This is a genomic window from Williamsia limnetica (assembly GCF_003217475.1).
GTDB lineage: Bacteria > Actinomycetota > Actinomycetes > Mycobacteriales > Mycobacteriaceae > Williamsia > Williamsia limnetica.
In genome coordinates this window covers 20,604-41,400 of record NZ_QJSP01000015.1, presented here as the reverse complement: position 1 = coordinate 41,400, position 20,797 = coordinate 20,604, and the positions used below count along the sequence as shown (strand labels likewise).

At 64.0% G+C, this 20,797-nt stretch carries 22 protein-coding genes and 1 riboswitch; of the genes, 13 read left to right on the top strand and 9 right to left on the bottom strand.

Annotated features, from left to right (window positions below; genetic code table 11):
- From DFR67_RS22630 to DFR67_RS31415, 3 genes are all read left to right on the top strand, one after another.
- Positions 1-684 carry a hypothetical protein gene (locus DFR67_RS22630; protein ID WP_110471822.1) on the top strand — a complete coding sequence of 228 codons (684 nt, stop codon included), beginning with the start codon at positions 1-3 and terminating at the stop codon, positions 682-684.
- A gap of 197 nt (positions 685-881) precedes the next feature.
- A complete protein-coding gene (locus DFR67_RS22625; RefSeq protein ID WP_110471746.1) occupies positions 882-3,143 on the top strand; it encodes a carbon starvation CstA family protein in 2,262 nt (753 codons plus the stop codon).
- Positions 3,104-3,334: a YbdD/YjiX family protein gene (locus DFR67_RS31415; protein WP_110471745.1), complete on the top strand. Its 231-nt coding sequence runs from the start codon at positions 3,104-3,106 to the stop codon at positions 3,332-3,334. The genes DFR67_RS22625 and DFR67_RS31415 overlap by 40 nt, the downstream gene beginning before the upstream one ends.
- Positions 3,335-3,362: 28 nt before the next feature.
- Here the strand turns inward: DFR67_RS31415 and DFR67_RS22615 are convergent, their stop codons facing one another.
- The gene (locus tag DFR67_RS22615) at positions 3,363-3,932 is read right to left on the bottom strand and encodes a hypothetical protein (protein ID WP_110471744.1); all 570 of its coding nucleotides are present in this window, start codon (positions 3,930-3,932) and stop codon (positions 3,363-3,365) included.
- 132 nt (positions 3,933-4,064) lie between these two features.
- Here DFR67_RS22615 and DFR67_RS22610 point away from each other — a divergent pair, with 132 nt between their 5' ends.
- Positions 4,065-4,391, top strand: a complete 327-nt coding sequence (locus DFR67_RS22610; protein WP_110471743.1) for a cupin domain-containing protein — start codon at positions 4,065-4,067, stop codon at positions 4,389-4,391.
- A 6-nt stretch (positions 4,392-4,397) separates the two neighbouring features.
- Here DFR67_RS22610 and DFR67_RS22605 read toward each other — a convergent pair whose 3' ends face one another.
- Positions 4,398-5,489: an NADH:flavin oxidoreductase/NADH oxidase gene (locus DFR67_RS22605; RefSeq protein WP_110471742.1), complete on the bottom strand. Its 1,092-nt coding sequence runs from the start codon at positions 5,487-5,489 to the stop codon at positions 4,398-4,400.
- 56 nt (positions 5,490-5,545) lie between these two features.
- Positions 5,546-6,493, bottom strand: a complete 948-nt coding sequence (locus DFR67_RS22600; RefSeq protein WP_110471741.1) for an SDR family NAD(P)-dependent oxidoreductase — start codon at positions 6,491-6,493, stop codon at positions 5,546-5,548.
- 106 nt (positions 6,494-6,599) lie between these two features.
- Here DFR67_RS22600 and DFR67_RS22595 point away from each other — a divergent pair, with 106 nt between their 5' ends.
- From DFR67_RS22595 to DFR67_RS22580, 4 genes are all read left to right on the top strand, one after another.
- Positions 6,600-7,172, top strand: coding sequence for a TetR/AcrR family transcriptional regulator (locus DFR67_RS22595; RefSeq protein WP_110471740.1), 573 nt, complete (start codon positions 6,600-6,602; stop codon positions 7,170-7,172).
- A gap of 55 nt (positions 7,173-7,227) precedes the next feature.
- Positions 7,228-7,294, top strand: a riboswitch (guanidine-III (ykkC-III) riboswitch).
- Positions 7,295-7,312: 18 nt separating this feature from the next.
- Positions 7,313-7,627, top strand: a complete 315-nt coding sequence (locus DFR67_RS22590) for a DMT family transporter (RefSeq protein ID WP_110471739.1) — start codon at positions 7,313-7,315, stop codon at positions 7,625-7,627.
- 97 nt (positions 7,628-7,724) lie between these two features.
- Positions 7,725-8,606, top strand: a complete 882-nt coding sequence (locus tag DFR67_RS22585) for an alpha/beta hydrolase fold domain-containing protein (RefSeq protein ID WP_211325138.1) — start codon at positions 7,725-7,727, stop codon at positions 8,604-8,606.
- 140 nt (positions 8,607-8,746) lie between these two features.
- Positions 8,747-10,165: a family 43 glycosylhydrolase gene (locus tag DFR67_RS22580; protein ID WP_110471737.1), complete on the top strand. Its 1,419-nt coding sequence runs from the start codon at positions 8,747-8,749 to the stop codon at positions 10,163-10,165.
- Between the two features lie 26 nt (positions 10,166-10,191).
- Here the strand turns inward: DFR67_RS22580 and DFR67_RS22575 are convergent, their stop codons facing one another.
- Both DFR67_RS22575 and DFR67_RS22570 read right to left on the bottom strand, forming a co-directional pair.
- Positions 10,192-11,175, bottom strand: coding sequence for an LLM class flavin-dependent oxidoreductase (locus DFR67_RS22575; RefSeq protein WP_110471736.1), 984 nt, complete (start codon positions 11,173-11,175; stop codon positions 10,192-10,194).
- A complete protein-coding gene (locus tag DFR67_RS22570; RefSeq protein ID WP_110471735.1) occupies positions 11,172-11,798 on the bottom strand; it encodes a TetR/AcrR family transcriptional regulator in 627 nt (208 codons plus the stop codon). Before DFR67_RS22570 ends, DFR67_RS22575 begins: the two co-directional genes overlap by 4 nt.
- Positions 11,799-11,994: 196 nt before the next feature.
- On the opposite strand from DFR67_RS22570, the gene DFR67_RS22565 reads away from it, so the two are divergent.
- Positions 11,995-12,282, top strand: coding sequence for a DUF485 domain-containing protein (locus DFR67_RS22565; RefSeq protein WP_110471734.1), 288 nt, complete (start codon positions 11,995-11,997; stop codon positions 12,280-12,282).
- A gap of 234 nt (positions 12,283-12,516) precedes the next feature.
- The gene (locus tag DFR67_RS22560; RefSeq protein WP_245938101.1) at positions 12,517-13,827 is read left to right on the top strand and encodes a solute symporter family protein; all 1,311 of its coding nucleotides are present in this window, start codon (positions 12,517-12,519) and stop codon (positions 13,825-13,827) included.
- A gap of 193 nt (positions 13,828-14,020) precedes the next feature.
- Here the strand turns inward: DFR67_RS22560 and DFR67_RS22555 are convergent, their stop codons facing one another.
- From DFR67_RS22555 to DFR67_RS22545, 3 genes are read right to left on the bottom strand one after another with little or no spacing between them, the layout of a single operon-like run.
- On the bottom strand, positions 14,021-14,974 hold the full coding sequence (locus DFR67_RS22555) for a PDR/VanB family oxidoreductase (protein ID WP_110471733.1): 954 nt from the start codon (positions 14,972-14,974) through the stop codon (positions 14,021-14,023).
- Complete coding sequence (locus DFR67_RS22550) at positions 14,971-15,555, bottom strand: aromatic-ring-hydroxylating dioxygenase subunit beta (RefSeq protein WP_110471732.1); 585 nt, start codon at positions 15,553-15,555, stop codon at positions 14,971-14,973. Before DFR67_RS22550 ends, DFR67_RS22555 begins: the two co-directional genes overlap by 4 nt.
- Complete coding sequence (locus tag DFR67_RS22545; protein ID WP_110471731.1) at positions 15,548-16,849, bottom strand: aromatic ring-hydroxylating oxygenase subunit alpha; 1,302 nt, start codon at positions 16,847-16,849, stop codon at positions 15,548-15,550. Before DFR67_RS22545 ends, DFR67_RS22550 begins: the two co-directional genes overlap by 8 nt.
- 225 nt (positions 16,850-17,074) lie before the next feature.
- Here DFR67_RS22545 and DFR67_RS22540 point away from each other — a divergent pair, with 225 nt between their 5' ends.
- A complete protein-coding gene (locus tag DFR67_RS22540; protein WP_110471730.1) occupies positions 17,075-17,365 on the top strand; it encodes a hypothetical protein in 291 nt (96 codons plus the stop codon).
- Positions 17,366-17,447: 82 nt separating this feature from the next.
- Here the strand turns inward: DFR67_RS22540 and DFR67_RS22535 are convergent, their stop codons facing one another.
- Positions 17,448-18,623: a flavin reductase family protein gene (locus tag DFR67_RS22535; RefSeq protein WP_245938100.1), complete on the bottom strand. Its 1,176-nt coding sequence runs from the start codon at positions 18,621-18,623 to the stop codon at positions 17,448-17,450.
- A 108-nt stretch (positions 18,624-18,731) separates the two neighbouring features.
- On the opposite strand from DFR67_RS22535, the gene DFR67_RS22530 reads away from it, so the two are divergent.
- Both DFR67_RS22530 and DFR67_RS22525 read left to right on the top strand, forming a co-directional pair.
- Complete coding sequence (locus DFR67_RS22530) at positions 18,732-20,018, top strand: amidase (protein WP_245938099.1); 1,287 nt, start codon at positions 18,732-18,734, stop codon at positions 20,016-20,018.
- A gap of 115 nt (positions 20,019-20,133) precedes the next feature.
- Positions 20,134-20,793, top strand: coding sequence for a response regulator transcription factor (locus DFR67_RS22525; protein ID WP_110471820.1), 660 nt, complete (start codon positions 20,134-20,136; stop codon positions 20,791-20,793).
- Positions 20,794-20,797 lie beyond the last annotated feature (4 nt).

Here is a 20,797-nt window from a genome sequence, read left to right as displayed (position 1 = left end):
ATGACCACTCCGATCACCGCACACCCGACGACCGAGACCGAGACCACGACGAAGGGGCGGTGGCCCTGGGTGGGCGTGGCTGCCGGCATCGGCGCCTTGGCAGCGACGCTGGCGTTCGATCTGCATCCCGAGTGGGACGAGAACACGCCGTACAACTCCGACGTTGTCGACGACATCAGTAGCGGTAAGGCCCACGGCTCGATCATCACCGGATACCTCACCGTCGCACTGCTGCTCGTACTCGCCGCCGCCTGGAAGCGGCACGTCGAACCCCGGACCCCGACCAGCACCGCGGCCCGCGTCGTGCCCCTCGGATTCACGGCCTCGGCAGGAGCCCTGTCCCTCGGCTACGGCTGGAAGGGCGCGATGGGTTTGTACAACGGCGGCAGCGAAGACGAGGCCTTCGACAAAGCCGGCCTGTACGTGCTGTACGTGCTCAACGACTTCGGATCGTTCATCGGCTACCTCGGCGTGACCGTTGCCGCCGGCGCCATCGTGTGGATGGCCTTCGGTGAACGACTCGTCTCGCGCTGGATCGGAGTCGTCAGCGTACTGGCGGTTCTACCGGTCGTCGTGACCGTCGCCGCATTCGGGCTGCCCGGGTTCCCGGGGGTGGTCAGCGGATTGTGGCTGGTGATCGTCTTCGCCGGACTGGCGTTGGGTAAGAGCACCATCAACCGCTGACGACCGATCAGCGGCATCGCACGTGCGTCGTTCGCAAGGGAAAGGGGTCCGAAATTCTCCGTTCGGGTTCGGGCGTAGAGTGACCGGCGCCACACTGGTTCAAGACCCGCGAGCCAGGGTGGCGCCGGATCCAACGTTTCTGTCATCACGGCGGAAGCGGTAAGTCCTCCTACCGCCCACAACGCACAGGAGCAACGGTGACGCTGACCCAGGAACGCGACAGAGATCCGAACATCGATCTCATCAAGACAGACCCCGATCTTCCCCCCGTCGCGATCATCGATCGCAGCCCGATGACCGTCGGCAAACGCATCCTGTTCGCCGTCATCGCTGTCATCGGCGCCATCGCCTGGGCGATCATCGCCTTCGTCCGCGGTGAGACCGTCAATGCGATCTGGTTCGTGATCGCCGCGCTGTGTACCTACGTGATTGGCTACCGCTTCTACGCGCGGCTGATCGAGATGAAGGTCGTCAAACCGCGCGACGACCACGCCACCCCGGCCGAGGTCCTCGACAACGCGCAGGACTACATGCCGACCGACCGCCGTGTGCTCTTCGGGCACCATTTCGCTGCCATCGCCGGTGCGGGCCCTCTGGTCGGTCCGGTGCTCGCCGCGCAGATGGGCTATCTGCCGGGAACCATCTGGATCATCATCGGGGCGGTGTTCGCCGGATGTGTGCAGGACTACCTGGTGCTCACCATCTCCACCCGACGTCGCGGACGCAGCCTCGGGCAGATGGCGCGTGACGAACTCGGCGACGTAGGCGGTTTCGCCGCTCTCATCGCGGTGTTCGTCATCATGATCATCCTCATCGCTGTGCTCGGACTGGTCGTGGTCAACGCCCTGGCGGAAAGCCCCTGGGGTGTCTTCTCGCTCGCGATGACCATCCCCATTGCCCTGTTCATGGGCGTCTACCTGCGATTCCTGCGGCCAGGGCGCGTGTCGGAGGTATCGATCATCGGCTTCGTGCTGCTGATGCTCGCCATCATCATGGGTCGGTACGTCGGCGAATCCAGCTGGGGCGCGGACTGGTTCAGTCTCTCTCCCGTCTTCCTGAGCTGGGCCATCATCATCTACGGCTTCGCCGCGGCAGTGCTGCCGGTGTGGCTGCTGCTCGCTCCCCGCGATTACCTGTCGACCTTCATGAAGATCGGCACCATCGTGCTCTTGGCTCTGGGCATCGTCATCGCCAGGCCGGTCATGCAGGCACCTGCGGTCAGCGAGTTCGCCCACAACGGTCAGGGCCCGGCCTTCGCCGGTTCGCTGTTCCCGTTCCTGTTCATCACGATCGCATGCGGCGCGTTGTCAGGTTTCCACGCGCTCATTGCATCCGGCACCACTCCGAAGCTGATGGAGAAGGAGAGCCAGGCCCGGATCATCGGCTACGGCGGCATGCTCACCGAGTCTTTTGTTGCGATCATGGCGCTCATCACGGCGTGCATCCTCAATCAGCACCTGTACTTCTCGATGAACGCACCCAAGGGGGTCACGGGCGGAACCCCGGAGGGCGCAGCCGACTACGTCAACAACACCCTCAACCTCTCCGGCGCCCCCACCACCGCGGCCGAGCTCGACGCCGCCGCGAAGGCCGTCGGCGAGGAATCCATAATCTCCAAGACCGGTGGCGCCCCGACGCTGGCCATGGGTATGGCCGACACCATGCAGAGCGCGTTCGGTGGCGAGTCGCTGCGGTCGTTCTGGTACCACTTCGCGATCATGTTCGAGGCCCTCTTCATCCTCACGACGGTCGATGCAGGAACTCGCGTCGCGCGGTTCATGCTCTCGGACGGTCTGAGCAATGTGAAGGGTGGCAAGCGTTTCAAGGATCCGTCGTGGAAGCCGGGCGCCTGGCTGTGCACGCTGATCGTCGTCGGTCTCTGGGGTTCGATTTTGCTGATGGGCGTCACCGACCCGCTCGGCGGCATCAACACCCTATTCCCGTTGTTCGGCATCGCCAACCAGTTGCTCGCGGCGATCGCGCTGACGCTGATCTTGGTGGTCGTGCTCAAACGTGGACTCTTCAAATGGGCGTGGATACCCGGTATCCCGCTCGCGTGGGATCTCATCGTGACGATGACCGCGTCCTACCAGAAGATCTTCTCGAACAACCCGGCCATCGGTTACTGGCAGCAGCACAGTGACTTCAAGAACGCCAAAGACCAGGGTTTGGAGAAGTTCAAGACGGCCGCGACCCCCGACGCGATCGATGCGGTGATCCGCAACACCTTCATCCAGGGGACGTTGTCGATCATCTTCGCGGTGCTCGTGCTCATCGTTGCTGCAGCAGCCGCGTTCGTCTGTGTGAAGGCCATCCGCAACGGTGGTCTGCCGACCACGGAGGACGAACCCGTCGAGTCGAAGATCTTCGCGCCGAGCGGACTGATCGCAACATCCACCGAGAAGGAGGTGGAGCAAGAATGGGAGAAGATCGGCAGACCGGCAAGGACGTCGCACTGATCGACAGTCTGCGGCGGGGAGCCGGCGCGCTTCGCTGGTACGTCCGTTCGGTGATGGGCGACAATCACTATCGGCGGTACCTCGCGCACCAGTCGGCACACCACCCAGGCGTCGCGCCGGTGAGCGAGAGCGACTACTGGCGCATGCGATACCGCAATCAGGATGCGAACCCTCAGGGACGGTGCTGCTGAATCAGTGGGTGCGAAGAAGTGGGCCGGCTCAGTCGGGTTGGGTCGCGAAAAAGCGCCGCAGACTCTCGGTCCAGTATTGCTCGTGGCGACGGTCCAGTAGATGTCGTGCGCGCTCGCGGCCGACGGCGACGATGAGTATCGACACGAAGATCGCGAGCACTGTTGCCGCTGTCGTGGCGTACATCCGCTTCTCGGCGGGTGACGCGACCCCGACCCAGTCGCCGTTCTGGTCGACGTTGATGGCCACGTTCGTGCCGGCCGCTGTGCCCGACGGGACTGCGACCACGCCGTCGTGGCGGACACCGTTCCAGTCCCAGTGCGCCTGCACGGTCACCAACGGAGCGCCTATCGTCTGCGCGGTGACCGGCTGCGCCGGTGTATCGACCACCGCTCGGGCCGAGGAGATCACCGTGGGTGAAACGGCTGGATCTGCCGCATTCCACACCAGCAACCCGACCACGATCGGGAGCAGAGTGGCCGCGCAGACAGTGAGCGCCAACCACCTGCGTAGTCGGACCTCGTAGCGATCGACGGGTCTGCTCAGTGCGGCCGCCGGTGCGCTGCGCCCGATGTGCCCTACATGTCGTCTACCCAGCATCTATTCGATCCCTCGTCGCGCCGACCCGGCCGTCACCTCGATTGTCGCCACATCTGTCGATTTTGCAACCGCCGACCGCGGCGCGGTTATCGTGGGCCTGCGCACCGGCAACCGAGGGAGCAGGGCAAACACGTGAGTCGACTGATCGAACTATGGACCGGCGAAGACGGCGAAAGTCACTTCGCCGAACGCGATTTCGACATACCCATCCAGGACGCCCTCCGCGTCCACGCCACGATCACCCCGGCGGGTGGAACGTACGAATGGCACACCGCCCCACACCGCCAGTACGTGATCACGCTCACCGGCACCTTGCGCTTCACCACCCGGGGAGGCGATCAGTTCGTCGTGACCCCCGGCGATGTGCTGCTTGCTCACGACACGATCGGCGGTGGGCACCGGTGGGAACTGATCGACGATCAACCGTGGACCCGCATCTACGTCGAGCTGCCCGAATAGCGCCGCTCACCTATCGCGCCAGGCCCCCCGGACGTACTGCGGAGGGTACGGGGCATCGTTTCTGCTGACCCCGAGTTCATGCGCGGCGCGCAGTGGCCACGCAGGCTCACGCAACGCGGCACGGGCGAGGAGGATCGCGTCGGCGGCCTCGGAGGAGAGTATTTTCTCGGCCTGCCCGGGTTCGGTGATCAGACCCACCGCTGCGGTCGGGACACCTGACTGCTCGCGGACGCTCTGAGCGAACTCCACCTGATATCCGGGGCCCACCGGAATGTCGGCGAGTACGTTGCCGCCGGTGGAGGCATCGATGAGGTCGACGCCGTGTGGTGCCAGCGCCGACGCGAGATCCGCGCTCTCCTGCGCAGTCCACCCGCCGTCGGTCCAGTCGGTTGCCGAAATGCGGACGAACAGGGGCTTGCCCTGCGGCCACACCGCGCGGACGGCGTCCACGACCTCCACCAGGAAACGGGTTCGGCCCGTGAAGTCGCCGCCGTACTGGTCGTCGCGCTGATTGGACAGCGGCGAGAGAAACTCGTGAAGCAGGTATCCGTGGGCCGCGTGGATCTCGACGACGTCGAATCCGGCGTCATCGGCACGCCGGGCGGCATTGGCGAATGCCTGTACGAGGTCCGCGATCTCGGCAGCACTCAGCGCTGTCGGAACGTCATATCCTTCGAACGCAATCGGCGAGGGCGCGCTGGTCACCCACCCGCCCTCGGCCACCGGCACAGACCCGTCCTCGTCTGCGAAGGGTGAATAGGTCGACGCCTTGCGCCCTGCGTGCGCCAGTTGGACGCCGATCGCCGAGTCCTGACCGTGCACGAAATCGACAATGCGCCGCCAGGCAGTTGACTGCTCGTCGTTCCAGATCCCTGCGTCCTGAGGACTGATCCGGCCCTGAGGAACCACCGCAGTGGCCTCGGTGAGGATGAGTCCGAAACCGCCCGTCGCATGCGAGCCGAGATGCACGAGATGCCAGTCGGTGGGCATCCCGTCGCCGGCGAAGCAGCTGTACTGACACATGGGCGCCAGCCAGATCCGGTTCGCAATGGTCAGGTCGCGCAGGGTGATGGGCTCGAAGAGCGCTGGACTGGTCATGCCACGGTGCAACCTGCAAACGCGGCGACAGATTCCGTGTCGCCGGTCACGTACCTCTAGGCAGAATCCCGCTCGAACAATTCGAAGTCCTCGGCGGTGACGCTTTCGAGTGTCTTCCAGAGCTTCCGGGCGAGATCTTCGTCCGCGCCTCGCCCGACGAACTCGTCGCTCCAGAGCCGCTTGTCGGAGCGGCGGGTATGCCATCCGAGAAAGCGCATCGCGGGCGCCCGGTCGCCGGTCGCGGCGAACAGCAGCGGGAGCACGCCCTCTTCGGCATCACGCGCGATCAGGGCCTGTGCGAGACCCATCACGGACTTTTGGATCACCCCGTTGACACCGGCGTGCATCGGGGTGGTGCTCATCCCCGGATGCGCGATGAGACTGCGCACCGGAGATTCCGCGGCCCGCAATCGGCGTTCGAGTTCGGCGGCGAACAACACCGTCGCCACCTTCGATCGGACATAGGAGCCCTGCGGCGAATAGTCGTCACCAAAGGCGAGGTCGTCGAATGCCAGGTCCGCGTGAAAACGGCGGTACAGATTGGACCCGACGCTGACCACGCGGGGATCGCCGCCCATTTCGAGCAGCGGGAGCAGCAGGTTGGTCAACGCGAAATGGCCGACGACATTCGTGGCGAACGTCGTCTCGATACCGTCGTCGGTGAACGAGTAGGGCTGGTTGCTGACACCGGCGTTGAGGAGCAGAACGTCGAGTGGCTGGTCGGCGGCAAGCATGCGGTCGGCGAATGATCGCACCGACGAGAGTTCGGCGAGGTCCAGATGCTCGACACGGCACACGGCTCCGGGACTGCTCGCCCGAATGCTGTTGGCGACGCGATCGCCCTTTTCGAGGTCACGAACCGCGAGGATCACATGGGCGCCGGCGCCGGCCAACTCGCGAGCCGCGATGGCTCCGAGACCGCTGCTGGCTCCGGTGACGATGATCCGGCGGCCGACCTGGGACGGCATGTCGGCCCTCGTCCAGTGGAAGTAACTGTCGCTCATCGCTTCTCCTCGGTCGTTCGAATCGGATAGCAAATCCGGTTACCTCGAACACTAGCAGAAGCGGATAGATCATCCGAGTCGATGAAGTTTCCGCTACACTCGCGGCGTGGACGACAGCTTGCATGCGCGGAGCCCGGCGGGGCTGAGGTCGGACGCTGTCCGGAACCGCGACGCGTTGCTCACCGTGGCGCGTCGCAGCCTGGCAGCCGGCGACGACACCCTCGCGATGAACGCGTTGGCAAAAGAGGCGTGCGTCGGTGTCGGCACCGCCTACCGACACTTCCCTTCCCGGCAGGTGCTGCTCGAGGCGCTCGCTGTCGACTCCTTCGACAAACTCGTCGTCGAGGCGCGGGACCTCACGAACAATCCAGACACCGCAGGTGCACTGCACCGCCTGATCGTCGCCGAGATCGAACTGCAACTCGACGACGCCGGACTCAGTGCGGTCCTGGCGTCCGAGACCTGCGCCTGCACAGACACGATGGCGGTCATCGGAGAGCTGGGCAAGCTCACGTCGCAACTACTCGAGCGTGGCGTCCGAGAGGGCATCGTGTCGGCCGAACTCGACGCCGACGACATCCGGCACCTCATCTGCGGAACCGCCTTCGCAGTCCGCGCGGCCGGCCGCGAATCCCTCGACAGTTACGTCCGAGTTCTCGTCAACGGCCTACGCCCATGACGTGTGGGCGATTCCGCACCATCGCCCGACTCACCACCGGCGGCAGATATCATCGACTGTGATCAACGATGATCACGCCGGACGATCGAAACCGTACCCGGACGCCGACAAGACGGTACTTCCCACGAAGGGAGTACGTCATGGCATGGCTGGTACTGATTGTGTCCGGGGTCTTCGAGGCCATCTGGGCGACGGCGCTCGGACGCTCCGAAGGCTTCAGCAAGCTGACGCCGACCATCATCTTCTGCGGCGGGTTGATCATCTCGATGCTTGGTCTCGCCTACGCGATGCGCACACTTCCCACCGGGACGTCGTACGCGATCTGGGTGGGGATCGGCGCCGCGCTGACCGTCTCGTACGCAATGATCACCGGCAATGAAGCGGCGTCATTGATCAAAATCATCTTGATACTCGTCGTCATCGGCGCGGTGGTCGGTCTGAAAGTAGCGCACTGACGACCGGCAATTCGGCTGGAATTCATGCCCCATCATCAGCGAAATCTCATGGTATTACCGGGACTGGCCACATAATCGGCCCGTACCATCATTGATGATGAGCATTCAGATGAAGGCATTGTCGGCGATGCTGAGGTTCCAGACGTTCCGCCGCGGAGACACCGCGGCGAGCGTTCGTGCCTATATCAACCGCGCCAAGGTGGTGGCGACCCCGCCCGCAGACCTGCGCGAATCGCACCTCGTCACCCAGCGGCTCATCGCCGGATTCCCCACCTATCGCGTCCTCTCCCGCACCGCCCGCACCGATTCGACCGTGCTGTACCTCTACGGCGGCGGATACGTCAGTGGAATCGGCCCGGGTCACTGGTCACTCATCAGCCAGCTCGCCGACGCCGGAATGCAGGTGGAGGTGCCGATCTACGGGCTCGCGCCCCGCCACAACCATCACGACGCGCACCGGTTCCTGACCGCCGTATACCGACGAGTAGTCGCAGAGAACTCCGGACGCCCGCTCTACTTCGTCGGCGACTCGGCCGGTGGCGGGCTGGCGCTGATACTCGCCCAGGCTGCCGCCGAACTCCGGCTACCCAAGCCCGATCGCCTGATCCTCATCTCACCCTGGCTCGATCTGTCTCTCAGCAATCCGCGCATTCGGCGAGTCGAACGTCGCGATCCGTGGCTCAGTCGCATCACGCTCGACATGGCCGCAAGGGCCTGGGCGCCCAACACAATGCTCACCCATTCCTCGGTCTCCCCGATCTACGGCGACCTGAGCGATCTCCCCCCGATCGATCTCCATATCGGCACCCACGATCTGCTCTATCCTGACGCCGTCCGCTTTCAGGAGCTGGCCGCAGCGGCAGGGTCCGTGGTCCGGCTGCACACCTGCCCATCTGGTCTGCACATCTACCCCCTCACCCCCACCCCCGAGGGCCGGGCGGCGACCCGCGACATTATCGAGTCACTGCAGATCGCCTGATTTCGCGACCACCACCTCGGTCTCGATCGCCCCACGGTTCGGTCACGGCACGATCTCTGCGCGTGGGCGAACAGTCAACCTCTACTTGAGGTGTATATGTTTGCTCGGACCAGACAGGTGGCGCGGTGGCGAGGAGCAACATGCACGGGTATGGGGCTTCGGCCAGGGTACGAGCGCGTCCGATCCTGGTTCCGCTGCTTGCGGCGCTGATCGTTCTGGTCTTCGCACCCGCGCCCACCGCCGGCGCGGAGTCCATCGTGAGACCGGTCGCGGCTGATCCCAGCGTGATTCGCGCCGACGACGGCAAGTACTACATGTACGCCACGGCCGACGACTGGGGTGACGGCCAAGGCGCTCACAACATGACGGTCTTCACCTCATTCGATCTCGTCGACTGGCGGTACGTCGGCGACGTCTTCCCGACCGCCCCGTCGTGGCATCGGCCCGGAAATCTGGCGTGGGCACCCCACATCAGCTCATCAGCAGGGGTCTATTCCCTCTACTACTCGCTCTACGATGCGACGAATCCGTGTGTCGGGCTGGCTACTTCGGCGTCGCCCACCGGCCCGTGGACCGATCTCGGTCGTCCCGTGTTCTGCGCGAAGGATGTCGGCGTGGACGGCACGATCGATCCCTATCTGTGGCACGACGGCACCTCCAAGACGATGTTCGTCGGCAACTTCAAGGGCATCCACGCGATACCGCTCAATGCCGAGGGCACAGCCCCGAGCGGCGCCCCCGTTGCCACCGTCGCCGACAACCGCTTCGAAGGGCCCGAGGTCGTCTTCCGCGACGGCTACTACTACCTGTTCGTGTCCGCGGGGCATTGCTGCAACGGCGCCGACACGGCCTATCGCGTCCTCGCCGGCCGGTCGACGTCGCTGACCGGCCCATACCTCGATCGCAAGGGCGATGACCTGAACAAGGGTGGCGGCGCACTACTGCTCGCGGGCAGCCAGGCCTGGGCGGGGCCAGGCCACAACACCGTTGTGACCGACGACGCGAGAACGGATTGGATTGTCTACCATGCTGTTCCACGCGCCGATCTGAAGCTGCCGAGCGGTGCACAACGACGCGAGGGCATGATCGACAAGATCGTGTGGGCGAATGGGTGGCCCGAGATCGGTGACGGTTCGCCGAACTCCACCCGTCCCGCACTGCCCGACACGACACTGCCCGTCCGCGTCTCGCTCACCACCGACAGCCCGGTGAGACTTCCCGAGACCGGAGGCCGCGTCACCGCGAAGCTGATGCTCACCGCGCCCACGAACGCATCCTATTCGGGCCAGGTGTGGGTCAACGTGGCGGTGCCGGGAACCAGCACCGGGGCAACAATTTTCGGCCCCGAGACGGTGAACCTGACTGCTGGACAGACCATCGAGAAGTCCGTCGTGTACGAGATCACCCCCGACTCCGCCGCGGGGATCTACGGAATCTTCGCATTCGCTGGTCCGTCCGTCGACGCTCCTGTCGAGATGGGGACCGTCTCTGCGTGGAAAACCGGGCAAGTGCCGGCCCCGAACCCCGGCGGTATGTCGTCGTCGTTCGATCGGCAATGAGTCACCCCGGGTCACTCAGGGCGGGCTCACCGGGGGCTCAGCGCCTCGAGCATCGCAGCTGCCTCGCCTTGTGACCGAGCGACGGGATGAATCATCGGGACATCGACACCGGATTCGGTGAACTGAGCGACTTTCTCTCGACATTCGACCTCGTCGCCCACGATCGCAAGGTCGCAGATGAGCTCATCGGTGACGCCTGCGGCCACGGCCGCGCGATCGCGATCGTCCCAGCCCGCCTTGATGTTCGCCGCCTCGGCCTCATAGCCACACGAGGCAAGAAACGAGTTGTAGGTCGGCGTCGCGAGGTAGGGGCCCATCACCGCGCGTAAAGTGTCCAAGGCCGCTGCCCGATCGTCCGTGACGATGGTCTGGAGTCGTACGACCAGCGGAAGAGGAGCCGACTTCGCGGCCCTGTCTGCGCCGACCGCGACCGTCTGTTTGAAGGCCGGAACCGCGGATGCGGGAATGAAGTTGCATGCGACACCATCCGCGAACTCTCCCGCCACACCGGCCATGATCGGACGCTGCGCACCGATCCACAGCGGTACCTCACCGGCAGGGGCGACTCCGAGCCGAAAGTTCTTCACACGGGTTGTCGTCCCAGAGTAGGTGACCTTCGGTTCGGCGAACATCATCCTGAGCGCTTCGACGGTTTCACGCACACGGGTCACCGGACGCTCGAAAGGTACTCCGCACCAGTCCTCCACGATGGCGGGCGACGACGCCCCCAGCCCGAGGATGAACCGATCAGGGCCCGCGACCTGACTCACCGATGCCGCCGCAGCGGCCAGTAACGCCGGCGGGCGGGTGAAGACAGGAACGACAGCGGTTCCTATTCGCACTGTCGACGTCGCCGATGCGACGAGTGCCGACAGCACGAACACGTCGATGGTCGCCGTATCCGCCAGCCACACGTCGTCATAGCCGAGCCGTTCACCGTGCCGGGCGAGTTCGAGGTTGCCCTCGACCGAGCTGACCAGAGGCAAGCTGAAAGCTGACCGTACCGTCATGTGTGAACTCCTCGCGTGGTGTTTTCTCCCGATCCCGGGATCTTGTTCTGAGCGAGCACGGTATCCAGCAGCGCAATCTGGGACTTCCTCGATGTCGCTGCCCGGTCCAGCACAGCGGTCACCTGAAGACCGATGAGTGCGGTCATCAGCAGATCTGCACGGACGGCAACGTCGTGTTCGGCCAACTGCCCGTCCTCGATGGCTTCGGACAAATGCTGACCCAGGCGCCGCCGCCACTGCGCCACTGCTGCGTTGTTGACCCCTTCCATCGCCCGATCGGTCAACGCTCGTTGCCACAAGGAGATCGCGATCCGCGCTTCCAGCCGGGCTTCCTCGGTCAGCGGCATGATCTCGTAGGCAACCTTGCGCAGTGCACTGAGACCGCGCAAACCACTCGCGGACTGTTCGATGCGCTGATTCGTCTCTTCCAGAACGTGCTCGAACGCCGTCCGCAAGATTTCGTCTTTTCCGGAAAAATAGTGGCTGAGTGCGCCATTGGTGTAGCCGGCTTCCGCCGCGAGATCTCGCATGTTGATGCCGTCGATACCGCGAGCCGCGATCAATCTCCACGCTGCGCGGATGATCGCCCTGCGCCGTTCTGCGTGGTCGACGAGTTTGGGCACCGATTCTCCGTTCGACGTCTGGACGACTCACCGTACCAACGCCACACCGAGAAGCAGTGCGCCTCTACACCACATTGACAGCCGCGGCATTTCGCCGCGGTAAGGGAATTCCCGATTGCGGCTGTGTGTGACTGCAGACACGCTTGTACGCAGCCCGACAGCCATGTACGCAGTGCGTACCCACTTTGGAGTATCGATGGAAACCACAGACCGTGCGGCGTACTACGCACTGAGCAGGGAACGAACGCGACTCACCCTGACTCTGAGTGCCGCAGTACTCGCATTCTTCTTACCGCTGCCCATCCTCGGAGGGTTCACCTCCGTGTTGGATGGAGTCGTCTTCCAGGGGGTCACCGTCGCGTGGCTCTACGCCTTCGCGCAGTTCGTCGTCGCAATCGTCGTTGCTCGCTGGTATTCGCAGTGGGCAGGCCGGTTCGACGAACGGATGGCCACCCTCACCATGAACGGAGCGAGCGCCTCATGACGCTGTCCTCGGCAATCCTCTTCGGCTCTCTCGTACTCGTCACCCTGTTCATCACCTGGTGGGCCGCCAAGAGAAACAACACCGCCGCCGATCATTATGTAGCGGGCGGCCGACTCTCTGGCAGGCAGAACGGTATCGCCATCGCAGGCGACTTCATATCTGCCGCATCGTTTCTCGGCGTGACCGGCGCGATCGCACTCACCCGGGTTCAACGGCTTCTATCTGGCAGTCTTCGTGCCGATCGCCTTCCTGCTCGCCATGCTGATCGTTGCCGAACCTCTGCGCAACCTCGGCCGGTTCACGCTCGCCGATGTCCTCGCGACCCGATTCCAGGGTTCATCCGTCCGGTCCGCGATGGCGACGAGCACGGTTGTGATCAGTGTCGTCTATCTGGTGGCCCAACTCGTCGGCGCAGCACTCATCGTGTCGCTGTTGTTCGACATCAAGTACTACGTCGCCGTGCTGATCATCGGCGCGCTGACCACGGCCTACACGATGATCGGCGGCATGCTCGCAACCAGTTGGATCCAGATCATCAAGACAGTGCTGCTGATCGCCTGTGCCGTCGCGATGTTCCTGCTCGTCCTGTTCCGGTTCGACTTCAACCCACTGGGTCCGTTCTCGTCTGCGCTCAGCGAGTTCGGAGAATCGTTTGTCGGTCCGGCCCGGTCGTCCGACATGGCGTCCTTCGACCAGTTGTCGCAGATCGTCGGCCTGGTGCTGGGCGTGCTCGGACTCCCCCATGTCATGATCCGGTTTCTCACGGTCCCTGACTCCAAGCAGGCGAGATCATCTGCCTACACGGCGATCTGGGTCTTCTTTGCTTTCTACCTGATGATCCCGGTCCTTGGTTACGGCGCAGCCAACATCGTCGGGCGGGAAGAGATCGCAGCCGAGAACAAGGGCGGGAACCTGGCCGTGGCGCAGCTCGCCGAATCACTCGGCGGATCTCTGCTTCTCGCCTTCGTCGCAGCAGTCGCGTTCGTCACCATCCTCGCCGCCCTGTCGGGCCTGGTGATCGCGACGTCCGGTGCCATTGCCCACGACCTCTATGCCCAGGTCTTCCGGCGCGGCAAGGTTTCCGAAGTAGGGCAACACCGCGCCGCGCGCATCGCCACGGTGTTGACCTGTGCTGTGGGCGTTCTCATCGCACTGGCCGCAGAGCGGCAGAACGTCGCATTCCTGGCATCGTTGGGCATGTCGATCGCCGCGTGCGCCAATCTCCCGGCCCTGTTGCTGACGATGTACTGGCGACGCATGACCGCAGCCGCTGTGATCTCCGGCATCGTGGTCGGCCTGACGCTATCACTTGCGATCATTCTCGCAAGCCCGGCCATCCATGGACCAGACGCGCTACTCGGGTTCTCGAACCCAGCTCTTGTCGTTGCACCGATCGCGCTGATCGTCTCGATCGTCGTGGCCCTGGTCACCGCACCGCGCGGCGATCGTGCCCGCGTGGCGACCGAGAAGTTCGACGACATGAGAATCACGGCGCTGACGGGCCGGCCTGTCGAAACCACAGCGGATCCCGTACGGGTCTCCTGAGTCATCACCGATCGGCAACTCGAGCGGCCCGTTCCCTGAAGGGGACGGGCCGCTTGCGTGTCACTTGCCACAGACCGTGCCACCACAGCCAGGTGAGCCGCAGACAAAGGGGCACAACAACAAACAAAAGGCACCACACCGCTGAAACGGTGTGGTGCCTGGTGGTACTCGCCGAACGGGGCTCGGCCCGAGCTCAGTAGAGCTCGATCACCAATTTCTCTGACGCCGTCCGTGAGACACAAAGAGCCATTTGGTTACCTGCAGCCTTGTCGGCCGCCGTGAGGCAGTTGTCACGATGATCCGGAGTGCCCTCGAGTACGCCGGAGACACACGACCCACAGATGCCCTCCTCGCACGACTTGAACACCTCGATCCCGTTGTCTTCGAGCACCTCCAGGATCGAGCGGTCCGCCGGAATCTCGAACTCTTCACCGGTGTCGAGTTCGACGGTGAACGATGTATCGCCGCTGGTGTCGATATCCGCTGCCACGAAATGCTCGCTGTGCACGTGGTCGCTGCCGACCCTGGGCGAGAACGCAGCAGCCACCTGGTCCATGAACCCCTGAGGGCCGCAGGTGTACACATGCGACGCGGCTGTCGCGGTCTCGGCCAACTCGGCTAGCAACGCCGGATGCTCGGCTCGCGGCAGGCCGAAATGTAGGTGCACCCGCTCAGCGAACTCCACCCGGTTCTCGAGAAGGTCGACGAACGCCGCTTCGTCACGAGAGCGGGCAAAGTAGTGGAGCTCGAACTCCTCGCCCCACGAATAGATTTCGTAGGCCATGCTCAGCAGTGGGGTCACCCCGATGCCGCCGGCGACCAGGAGGTGCCGATCGGCTCCCTTGGCCACGGACAGCAGATTGCGGGGCTCGCTGATCTTGACGTGGTCACCAGCAGTGACCTCGTGAAGAGCGACCGAACCGCCACGCGAATCCGTCTCACGTTTGACGGCGATGAGGAGCGATGCCGAGTCGGCCGGCGGACTGCACAGTGAATATTGCCGTAGGACCCCCGTGGGACCGACGACGTCGATATGAGCCCCCGCCTGGTACCGGGAAAACGGCGAACCGTCTTCCCGAACCAGGCGCAGGGTTCGTATCTCGGGTGTCTCGGCCACCACCTCGGCGACCTGCACTCGAAGGCTCACAGCAAGAATCCTGCCGCGGGCACTTCGTCGCGGCCATCGATCAGTCGCACCACTTTGCGCGTGATCCGGTCATCGGCCGGGACCGCCCCCACCGCGATCTCGTAGTCGACGTTCGCGGCCCAGATGTCGTGATTCCCACGCTTGTAGGCGATCAAGATCTGCGCAGCCCGCAGACATACTCGGGCAGCGCTCTGACCACCTTCCACCTCTGCCGGGACGAACCGCGCCACCGTGCGTACGGTGGTTGCCGAGTCGACAGCCGCAATCGCATAGCCTTCGGTCATCCGGGTCACGCGCAACTGCCGCATCCGGGCATCGTCGTAGACCATGTTGAGCGTGTTCGCGAAGTCGTCTTCATCCGGTTCGATCGGGATGATGTACATCGCCTCGTCCGAGTAGAGCTGCTGCCAGCTCCAGTAGTCCTTTGCATCAAGCAATTCCGCTTCGCGTGCCACCAGGTCGATCGCGCGGACGACACGGGGATCTGTCGAGGGAACGCCTGCCGACGGTAGCGCGCGCGACTGCGTGGCAGCAGCCCATGCCCCTGGTTTCGGCTTGAGGGTCGCGGTCGTGTCAGTCATCGCTCATCATTTCCTTCCACTTGCCGTATGCGGCCCGCATACCGGTCTCATCGGTGACGTGCGAGGTGGGCCATCCTTCTTCGGACGCCGACTCGCGCCCGAGCCCGCGATTGACCATGATGGGCAGTTCTGGTCCACCGATCGCTCCGCGCTGCACCCTGTCCCAGCCTTCGGCGTCGTCCGGGGTACCGAAACCGAACGGACCTTGAAAATGTTCGTGCACCCGGAGCCGTTCGCGGTTGACCGGATCCACGATCTCGGGCGGGCCATCTGATCCCAGCGCGACGTGCTCGATCCAGGTCTCGTCGACGGATATCGGACGCAAGATGCGGAAGAAAGAGATCGACATCGACACGTTGGGGAACAGATTCAGATTGAATCCGGTCCCGTGCATCGCCCGCACGAGCTTTCGGACGGCGGCGTCGTCGAGACCTGTTCCCCGCAGTTCGGACACCAGATCATCGAACCGGCCCTGCAACGGCTCGCTGCCGTCGTCGACGTCGAGGTCGGAGTGTTCAGGCACCATCTGCATCACCGAGTGGCCGTTGCCGAGGTCGTGGGTGATGGCCGCCGGGTCGGTCATGAAACTCATCATGTCCGAGGTCTCGGAGTCGACCGACGCCATCCAGGAGCGGTGGACGATCGGGAAGTGGTATCCGTCGGTGGTGTTCTCCAACTGGATCTTCCAGTTGCCGCGGAACTTGAAACGGTGTGTGCCGAGAACTTTGACGGGATACCCGCCACCCTGTTTGAAAAAGCGATCCATCCACAGTGTGGCATCGCCCAGATATTTCTCCAGGGGCTGAGCGTCGGAATCGAGGGTGGCGAATACCATCCCGGCATACGTCTCGGTTCGAAGCTTCTTGAGCCCCATGCCCTCCTTGCCCATCACGTCCTCGTAGCCGTCCGGGTATGGGATGCCCCGCAACGTACCGTCGAGCCCATACGACCAGGCGTGGTACGGGCAGGTGAAGCCGTTCGCGTGACCACTACGCTTCTCACACACGCTGGCGCCGCGGTGTCTGCAGCGGTTGAGCAGGGTATTGATATTACCTTTTCGGTCCTTCGTGACTATCACGGGTTGGCGGCCCACGTGGGTGGACTTGAAGCTGCCTGCCCTGGGGAGTTCACTCTCGTGCGCCACCCAGATCCAGGCACGTTCGAAGATCTTCGACATCTCGAGCTCGAAGATCTCAGGGTCGGTGTACATCCGGCCGGCGACCCGATCGTGACGGACGAGCTCGGCGGGTGCGAGGTCGTACACCTTCTCGGCTGCGGTGAACTCGACGGTCATGAGTGGTGCTCCATTGGTAGACGACGCGATACAGGTCACGGTACGGACGAGCAGGCGCGGCGAAAATCGGGAAAGACTCGCGTCCGAGTAGGTGAAATCCTTACCCTCGCCCCCGCCGACAAGGCGGACCCAGGGGGTAAATTGAACGATGACCGTCTGTGCCACAACCGCTCTCGCACCTAGTCGAGTGTCGGGTGCACTTCAACCCTGACCAATGGAGCGGCAATGACCACCACCGTCGTCGCGGGTACGCTCGCCGGCCCTCGAATGACTCTCGTCTGCTACAACGACACGTTCGGGTACGGGTGGAAGCATGTCGACCTGTTCACCCACGATGACGAAGGACGCGAGCTGAACTGGGTGCACTGGACCGTACGCGCCGACGGTCCGAGCGCTGCCGACCAGGCAACTGCACAGATCGAACCGACCCTGCGAAGGACGTCGGACTGGCGCCACCGGGTCAGCGCAGCCGGCATGGACTATTGGGAGGCCGACGCCGCGTGGTCCGACGAGTAAATCCTGTCCTGTTGTTGGTGCACAACGAGAAGAACGCCCGCCTCGAGTAGAGGCCGGGCGTTCTCTGGTTGGTGCTCTGCGTTCAGTTGTTCTCGAGCGCGGCGACAACGCTGCGGGCCCGGGCAAGCCATTCCTTGACCGTCGCCCCTGACGCACCCAGCGGAAGGCTGCCCAGCCTCAGGGTCAGCGAATACACCCCGCTGGGATCTCGCACGGGTAGCACGATCGAGCCGACGTCGTAGTGTTCTGAGTCATTCAACTCGCGCACCCGGTAGTCGATCGGGGTGTTGCCGATCGACGCGCGGATCTGCCTTTCCTCGGAAGGCGTCAACCGTCCGTTCTCGTACTGCTTGGTGGCATCGCGCATCTCGCGGTATGCCGCGTTCCCCTCAGAGGGAAGGAACGAGCACAGGTAGCCGTTGTCCCGGACAAAGCGGAGTCGTTCCCGGTGGATTTCCACCACGTCGTCCGTGGCACCTCGTAGTTTCCCGATCCAACGGTCCTGCTCTTGGCCCGACTGCGCGAACACGAAGCTGTCCCCGATCGGGGGGACCATCGGGATTCGGTTGGCCAGACTGCCATCCCGATCGGTGCCCGGCGCTGTCACCGACAGCACCGTCGCCATCTCGTCATTGCTGACCGCGGTGAACACGGCGGCGTCACAACCGATCGCCGCAGCCATCGCCTCGACCTCGGACCTCACCCCGTGTGCGGCGTGGATGGCCGGCAGGATCTCGTGATCCATCCGGGCCAACAGTGAGGTGCAGACGAAGCTGCCGTACCCACCCTGGAAGAAGATCAGCGGTGACACCGGGTTGGTGACCGCCATGTTCTCCACTGCGCACAGGACGATCCAGTGGTCCCCCGCCTCGACCGTGTCCCGGATCCGCGTGTCGATCCAGGCGACGGACTCGGCGAGCACCGGGTCACCGGACGGTGACGGAAACCAGTCGATACCTGCCAACTTGTCCTGCCAGCGCTGGGCGATGGTCAGCACGATGTCCTCTTGGTCGCCGCCCAGTATGTTGATGCACAACGACGTGCATTCCTGCATCGCGGCGAAGGTCCGTGAGGTCTTCATCGGCATGAACGACACCAACGGTGGTTCCAGCGACACCGAATTGAACGTTCCGACCACCATCGCGAGGATGTCACCATCGACCGCGCGTCCGGTCACCACGACGACTCCGGTCGGGTAGTGACCCATGACGTCGCGAAAGAGTTGTGAGTCCACCGATTGTGCTGCGGTATCAACCATGTCGCCGAAGCTAGCTCGACTCTCACCTACAGCGGAAGCGGGGAAATCTTTACTGTTGTCCAGGCCCAGCACCCGGCACACTGAACGGACCCACCGAAGGAGATGCTGGTGAATTCTGCCGTCCACACATGGCCGATCGAAGATCAGGTGGCCGCGATCAGCAACGGCACGACTACAGCCGAGGAACTTGCCGGCGCAGTCCGCAACGACATCGTCCGGGCCGAACCTGCTCTGGCAGCATGGGTCGAGCTGGCGACCGACCATCTCGCGGAAGCGCGTATCCGCGACGAGAGCGGACAATCGCAGCCGCTGCGCGGTATCTCGATGGGCGTCAAGGATCTCATCGACGTGGCCCACTTCCCGACGCGCGCCGGATCGGCGACGACCGACGATCACGCTGTCGACACCGATGCCGCCTGCGTGGCGCGCCTGCGCTCGCTGGGTGCGGTTGTCCAAGGCAAGACGGTGACCACCGAATTCGGATATTTCGCACCGGGACCGACTCGCAATCCCTATGGGAACGGCCACACGCCCGGCGGATCCTCCAGTGGGTCGGCGGCCGCTGTCGGCGCCGCAGCGATACCGCTCGCGTTGGGTACCCAGACCGCGGGTTCCCTGACCCGGCCCGCATCTTTCTGCGGCGCAACGGGAATGGTCCTGGCGCACGGCACCACAAGTCTCCAGGGCATCACCGGCCTCAGCGAATCACTCGACTCACTGGGACTCCTGACACGTACGGTTGCCGACCTTCGACATGTGTTCGCCTCCTTCACCGGCCGGACGATTCCCGACTCCCGGCGCGACCTCCCTCGCGTCTGCCTGTGGGCCGGCAGCGATCTCGGTCTGCTGGATCCGGCCATGGCCCGATTGATCGACGCCCTGCCGACCCTGCTCGCCGGTATCGGGATCCCGGCCGAACCACTGCACTGGGACGACAACATCCGGACGCTGGCCGATGACCATGTGACCGTGATGGCCTACGAGGCCGCGCGAACGCTCGACACCGTCATGGCTCAACACAGCACCGCACTGAGTGCACCACTACGGGAACTGGTCGATTCCGGCCGAAGTATCTCGGACCTAGCCCAAGCGAATGCGCTGCGCCGACGATCGGAGCTGCAGGGAGGATTCGCTGACCTGCTCGCCGATTGCTCCGTCGTCATCGGCCCCGGCGCACTCGGACCTGCGCCAGCGGGCCTTGCCGCCACCGGATCTCCGGTGTTGAGCCGACCGTGGCAACTGCTCGGGGCGCCGGTGGTGGTGGTACCAGGTGCTCGCGACGGTTCCGGCATGCCGCTGGGGCTGCAGGTGATCGGCCGGCCCGGGCACGAGGACGATGTGTTCGCTGTGGCCGCGGTTCTGGAGCCGGCGCTGCGATCGATGTCCGCATCATGACGCCCACACATGCGTGCGAGGTTCACCAGTGCTCGAGCGTCGACGCGGAGGATCCGACGAACCATGGGCGTACAGTTCGTTCGTGTTCAGTACGCCGCGACCGACGGGGGAAGACATGACCGACGACGTGAGTCCCGACGACGCGCCCGCCGTGACCGTGTATGTCGTGGACGATGATCCCGAATTGTGCGAATCGGTGGCCTGGTTGTTGGACAGCATCGGGATACATCCCAGGATCTGCCACAGCGCCGATGAATTCTTGTCGTCGTACGACGGAAGTCATGCAGCCTGCATCATTCTCGACGTCCGGATGCCGCAGATGAGCGGGACCCGGTTGCAGGAGAAGTTGAACGACATCGCACCCCACGTGGCCATCATCTTCGTCTCCGCCCACGGTGACATCCGGATGTCGGTGTCCACCCTGCAGGCGGGCGCTCTCGACTTCCTCGAAAAGCCCTACGAGCCACAGCGTCTCCTGGACGCGGTGCAGGCGGGTGTCGAGAAAGCCGAGAGCCGCTTTCGTCAGCATCAGCTGCAGCAGGCAGTACAGGTCAAGGTCGACTCACTGACTCCACGCGAACGCCAGATCCTGTCACTGGTCGTCGAAGGGCTTCCCAGTCAGAACATCGCACGGAAACTGGGTATGAGTGTGAAGACGGTGGACGTGCACCGGGCCCGGATCAAGAGCAAGACCGATGCGGACAGCATCAGCACGCTGGTCCGCGACATCCTGCGGTTCGATGTCCATCTGCCGCTCGATGACACACAGGGCTGAGCCG

What these genes read in the sequence shown, in the direction of transcription:
- DFR67_RS22525 (WP_110471820.1), top strand. Translation starts at nt 20,134, where the DNA reads ATGACCGACGACGTGAGTCCCGACGACGCGCCCGCCGTGACCGTGTAT.
- DFR67_RS22575 (WP_110471736.1), bottom strand. Translation starts at nt 11,175, where the DNA reads ATGACGGTACGGTCAGCTTTCAGCTTGCCTCTGGTCAGCTCGGTCGAG.
- DFR67_RS22615 (WP_110471744.1), bottom strand. Translation starts at nt 3,932, where the DNA reads ATGCTGGGTAGACGACATGTAGGGCACATCGGGCGCAGCGCACCGGCG.
- DFR67_RS22565 (WP_110471734.1), top strand. Translation starts at nt 11,995, where the DNA reads ATGGAAACCACAGACCGTGCGGCGTACTACGCACTGAGCAGGGAACGA.
- DFR67_RS22605 (WP_110471742.1), bottom strand. Translation starts at nt 5,489, where the DNA reads ATGACCAGTCCAGCGCTCTTCGAGCCCATCACCCTGCGCGACCTGACC.
- DFR67_RS22550 (WP_110471732.1), bottom strand. Translation starts at nt 15,555, where the DNA reads ATGACTGACACGACCGCGACCCTCAAGCCGAAACCAGGGGCATGGGCT.
- DFR67_RS22585 (WP_211325138.1), top strand. Translation starts at nt 7,725, where the DNA reads ATGAGCATTCAGATGAAGGCATTGTCGGCGATGCTGAGGTTCCAGACG.
- DFR67_RS22545 (WP_110471731.1), bottom strand. Translation starts at nt 16,849, where the DNA reads ATGACCGTCGAGTTCACCGCAGCCGAGAAGGTGTACGACCTCGCACCC.
- DFR67_RS22590 (WP_110471739.1), top strand. Translation starts at nt 7,313, where the DNA reads ATGGCATGGCTGGTACTGATTGTGTCCGGGGTCTTCGAGGCCATCTGG.
- DFR67_RS22630 (WP_110471822.1), top strand. Translation starts at nt 1, where the DNA reads ATGACCACTCCGATCACCGCACACCCGACGACCGAGACCGAGACCACG.
- DFR67_RS22540 (WP_110471730.1), top strand. Translation starts at nt 17,075, where the DNA reads ATGACCACCACCGTCGTCGCGGGTACGCTCGCCGGCCCTCGAATGACT.
- DFR67_RS22535 (WP_245938100.1), bottom strand. Translation starts at nt 18,623, where the DNA reads ATGGTTGATACCGCAGCACAATCGGTGGACTCACAACTCTTTCGCGAC.
- DFR67_RS22600 (WP_110471741.1), bottom strand. Translation starts at nt 6,493, where the DNA reads ATGAGCGACAGTTACTTCCACTGGACGAGGGCCGACATGCCGTCCCAG.
- DFR67_RS22580 (WP_110471737.1), top strand. Translation starts at nt 8,747, where the DNA reads ATGCACGGGTATGGGGCTTCGGCCAGGGTACGAGCGCGTCCGATCCTG.
- DFR67_RS31415 (WP_110471745.1), top strand. Translation starts at nt 3,104, where the DNA reads ATGGGAGAAGATCGGCAGACCGGCAAGGACGTCGCACTGATCGACAGT.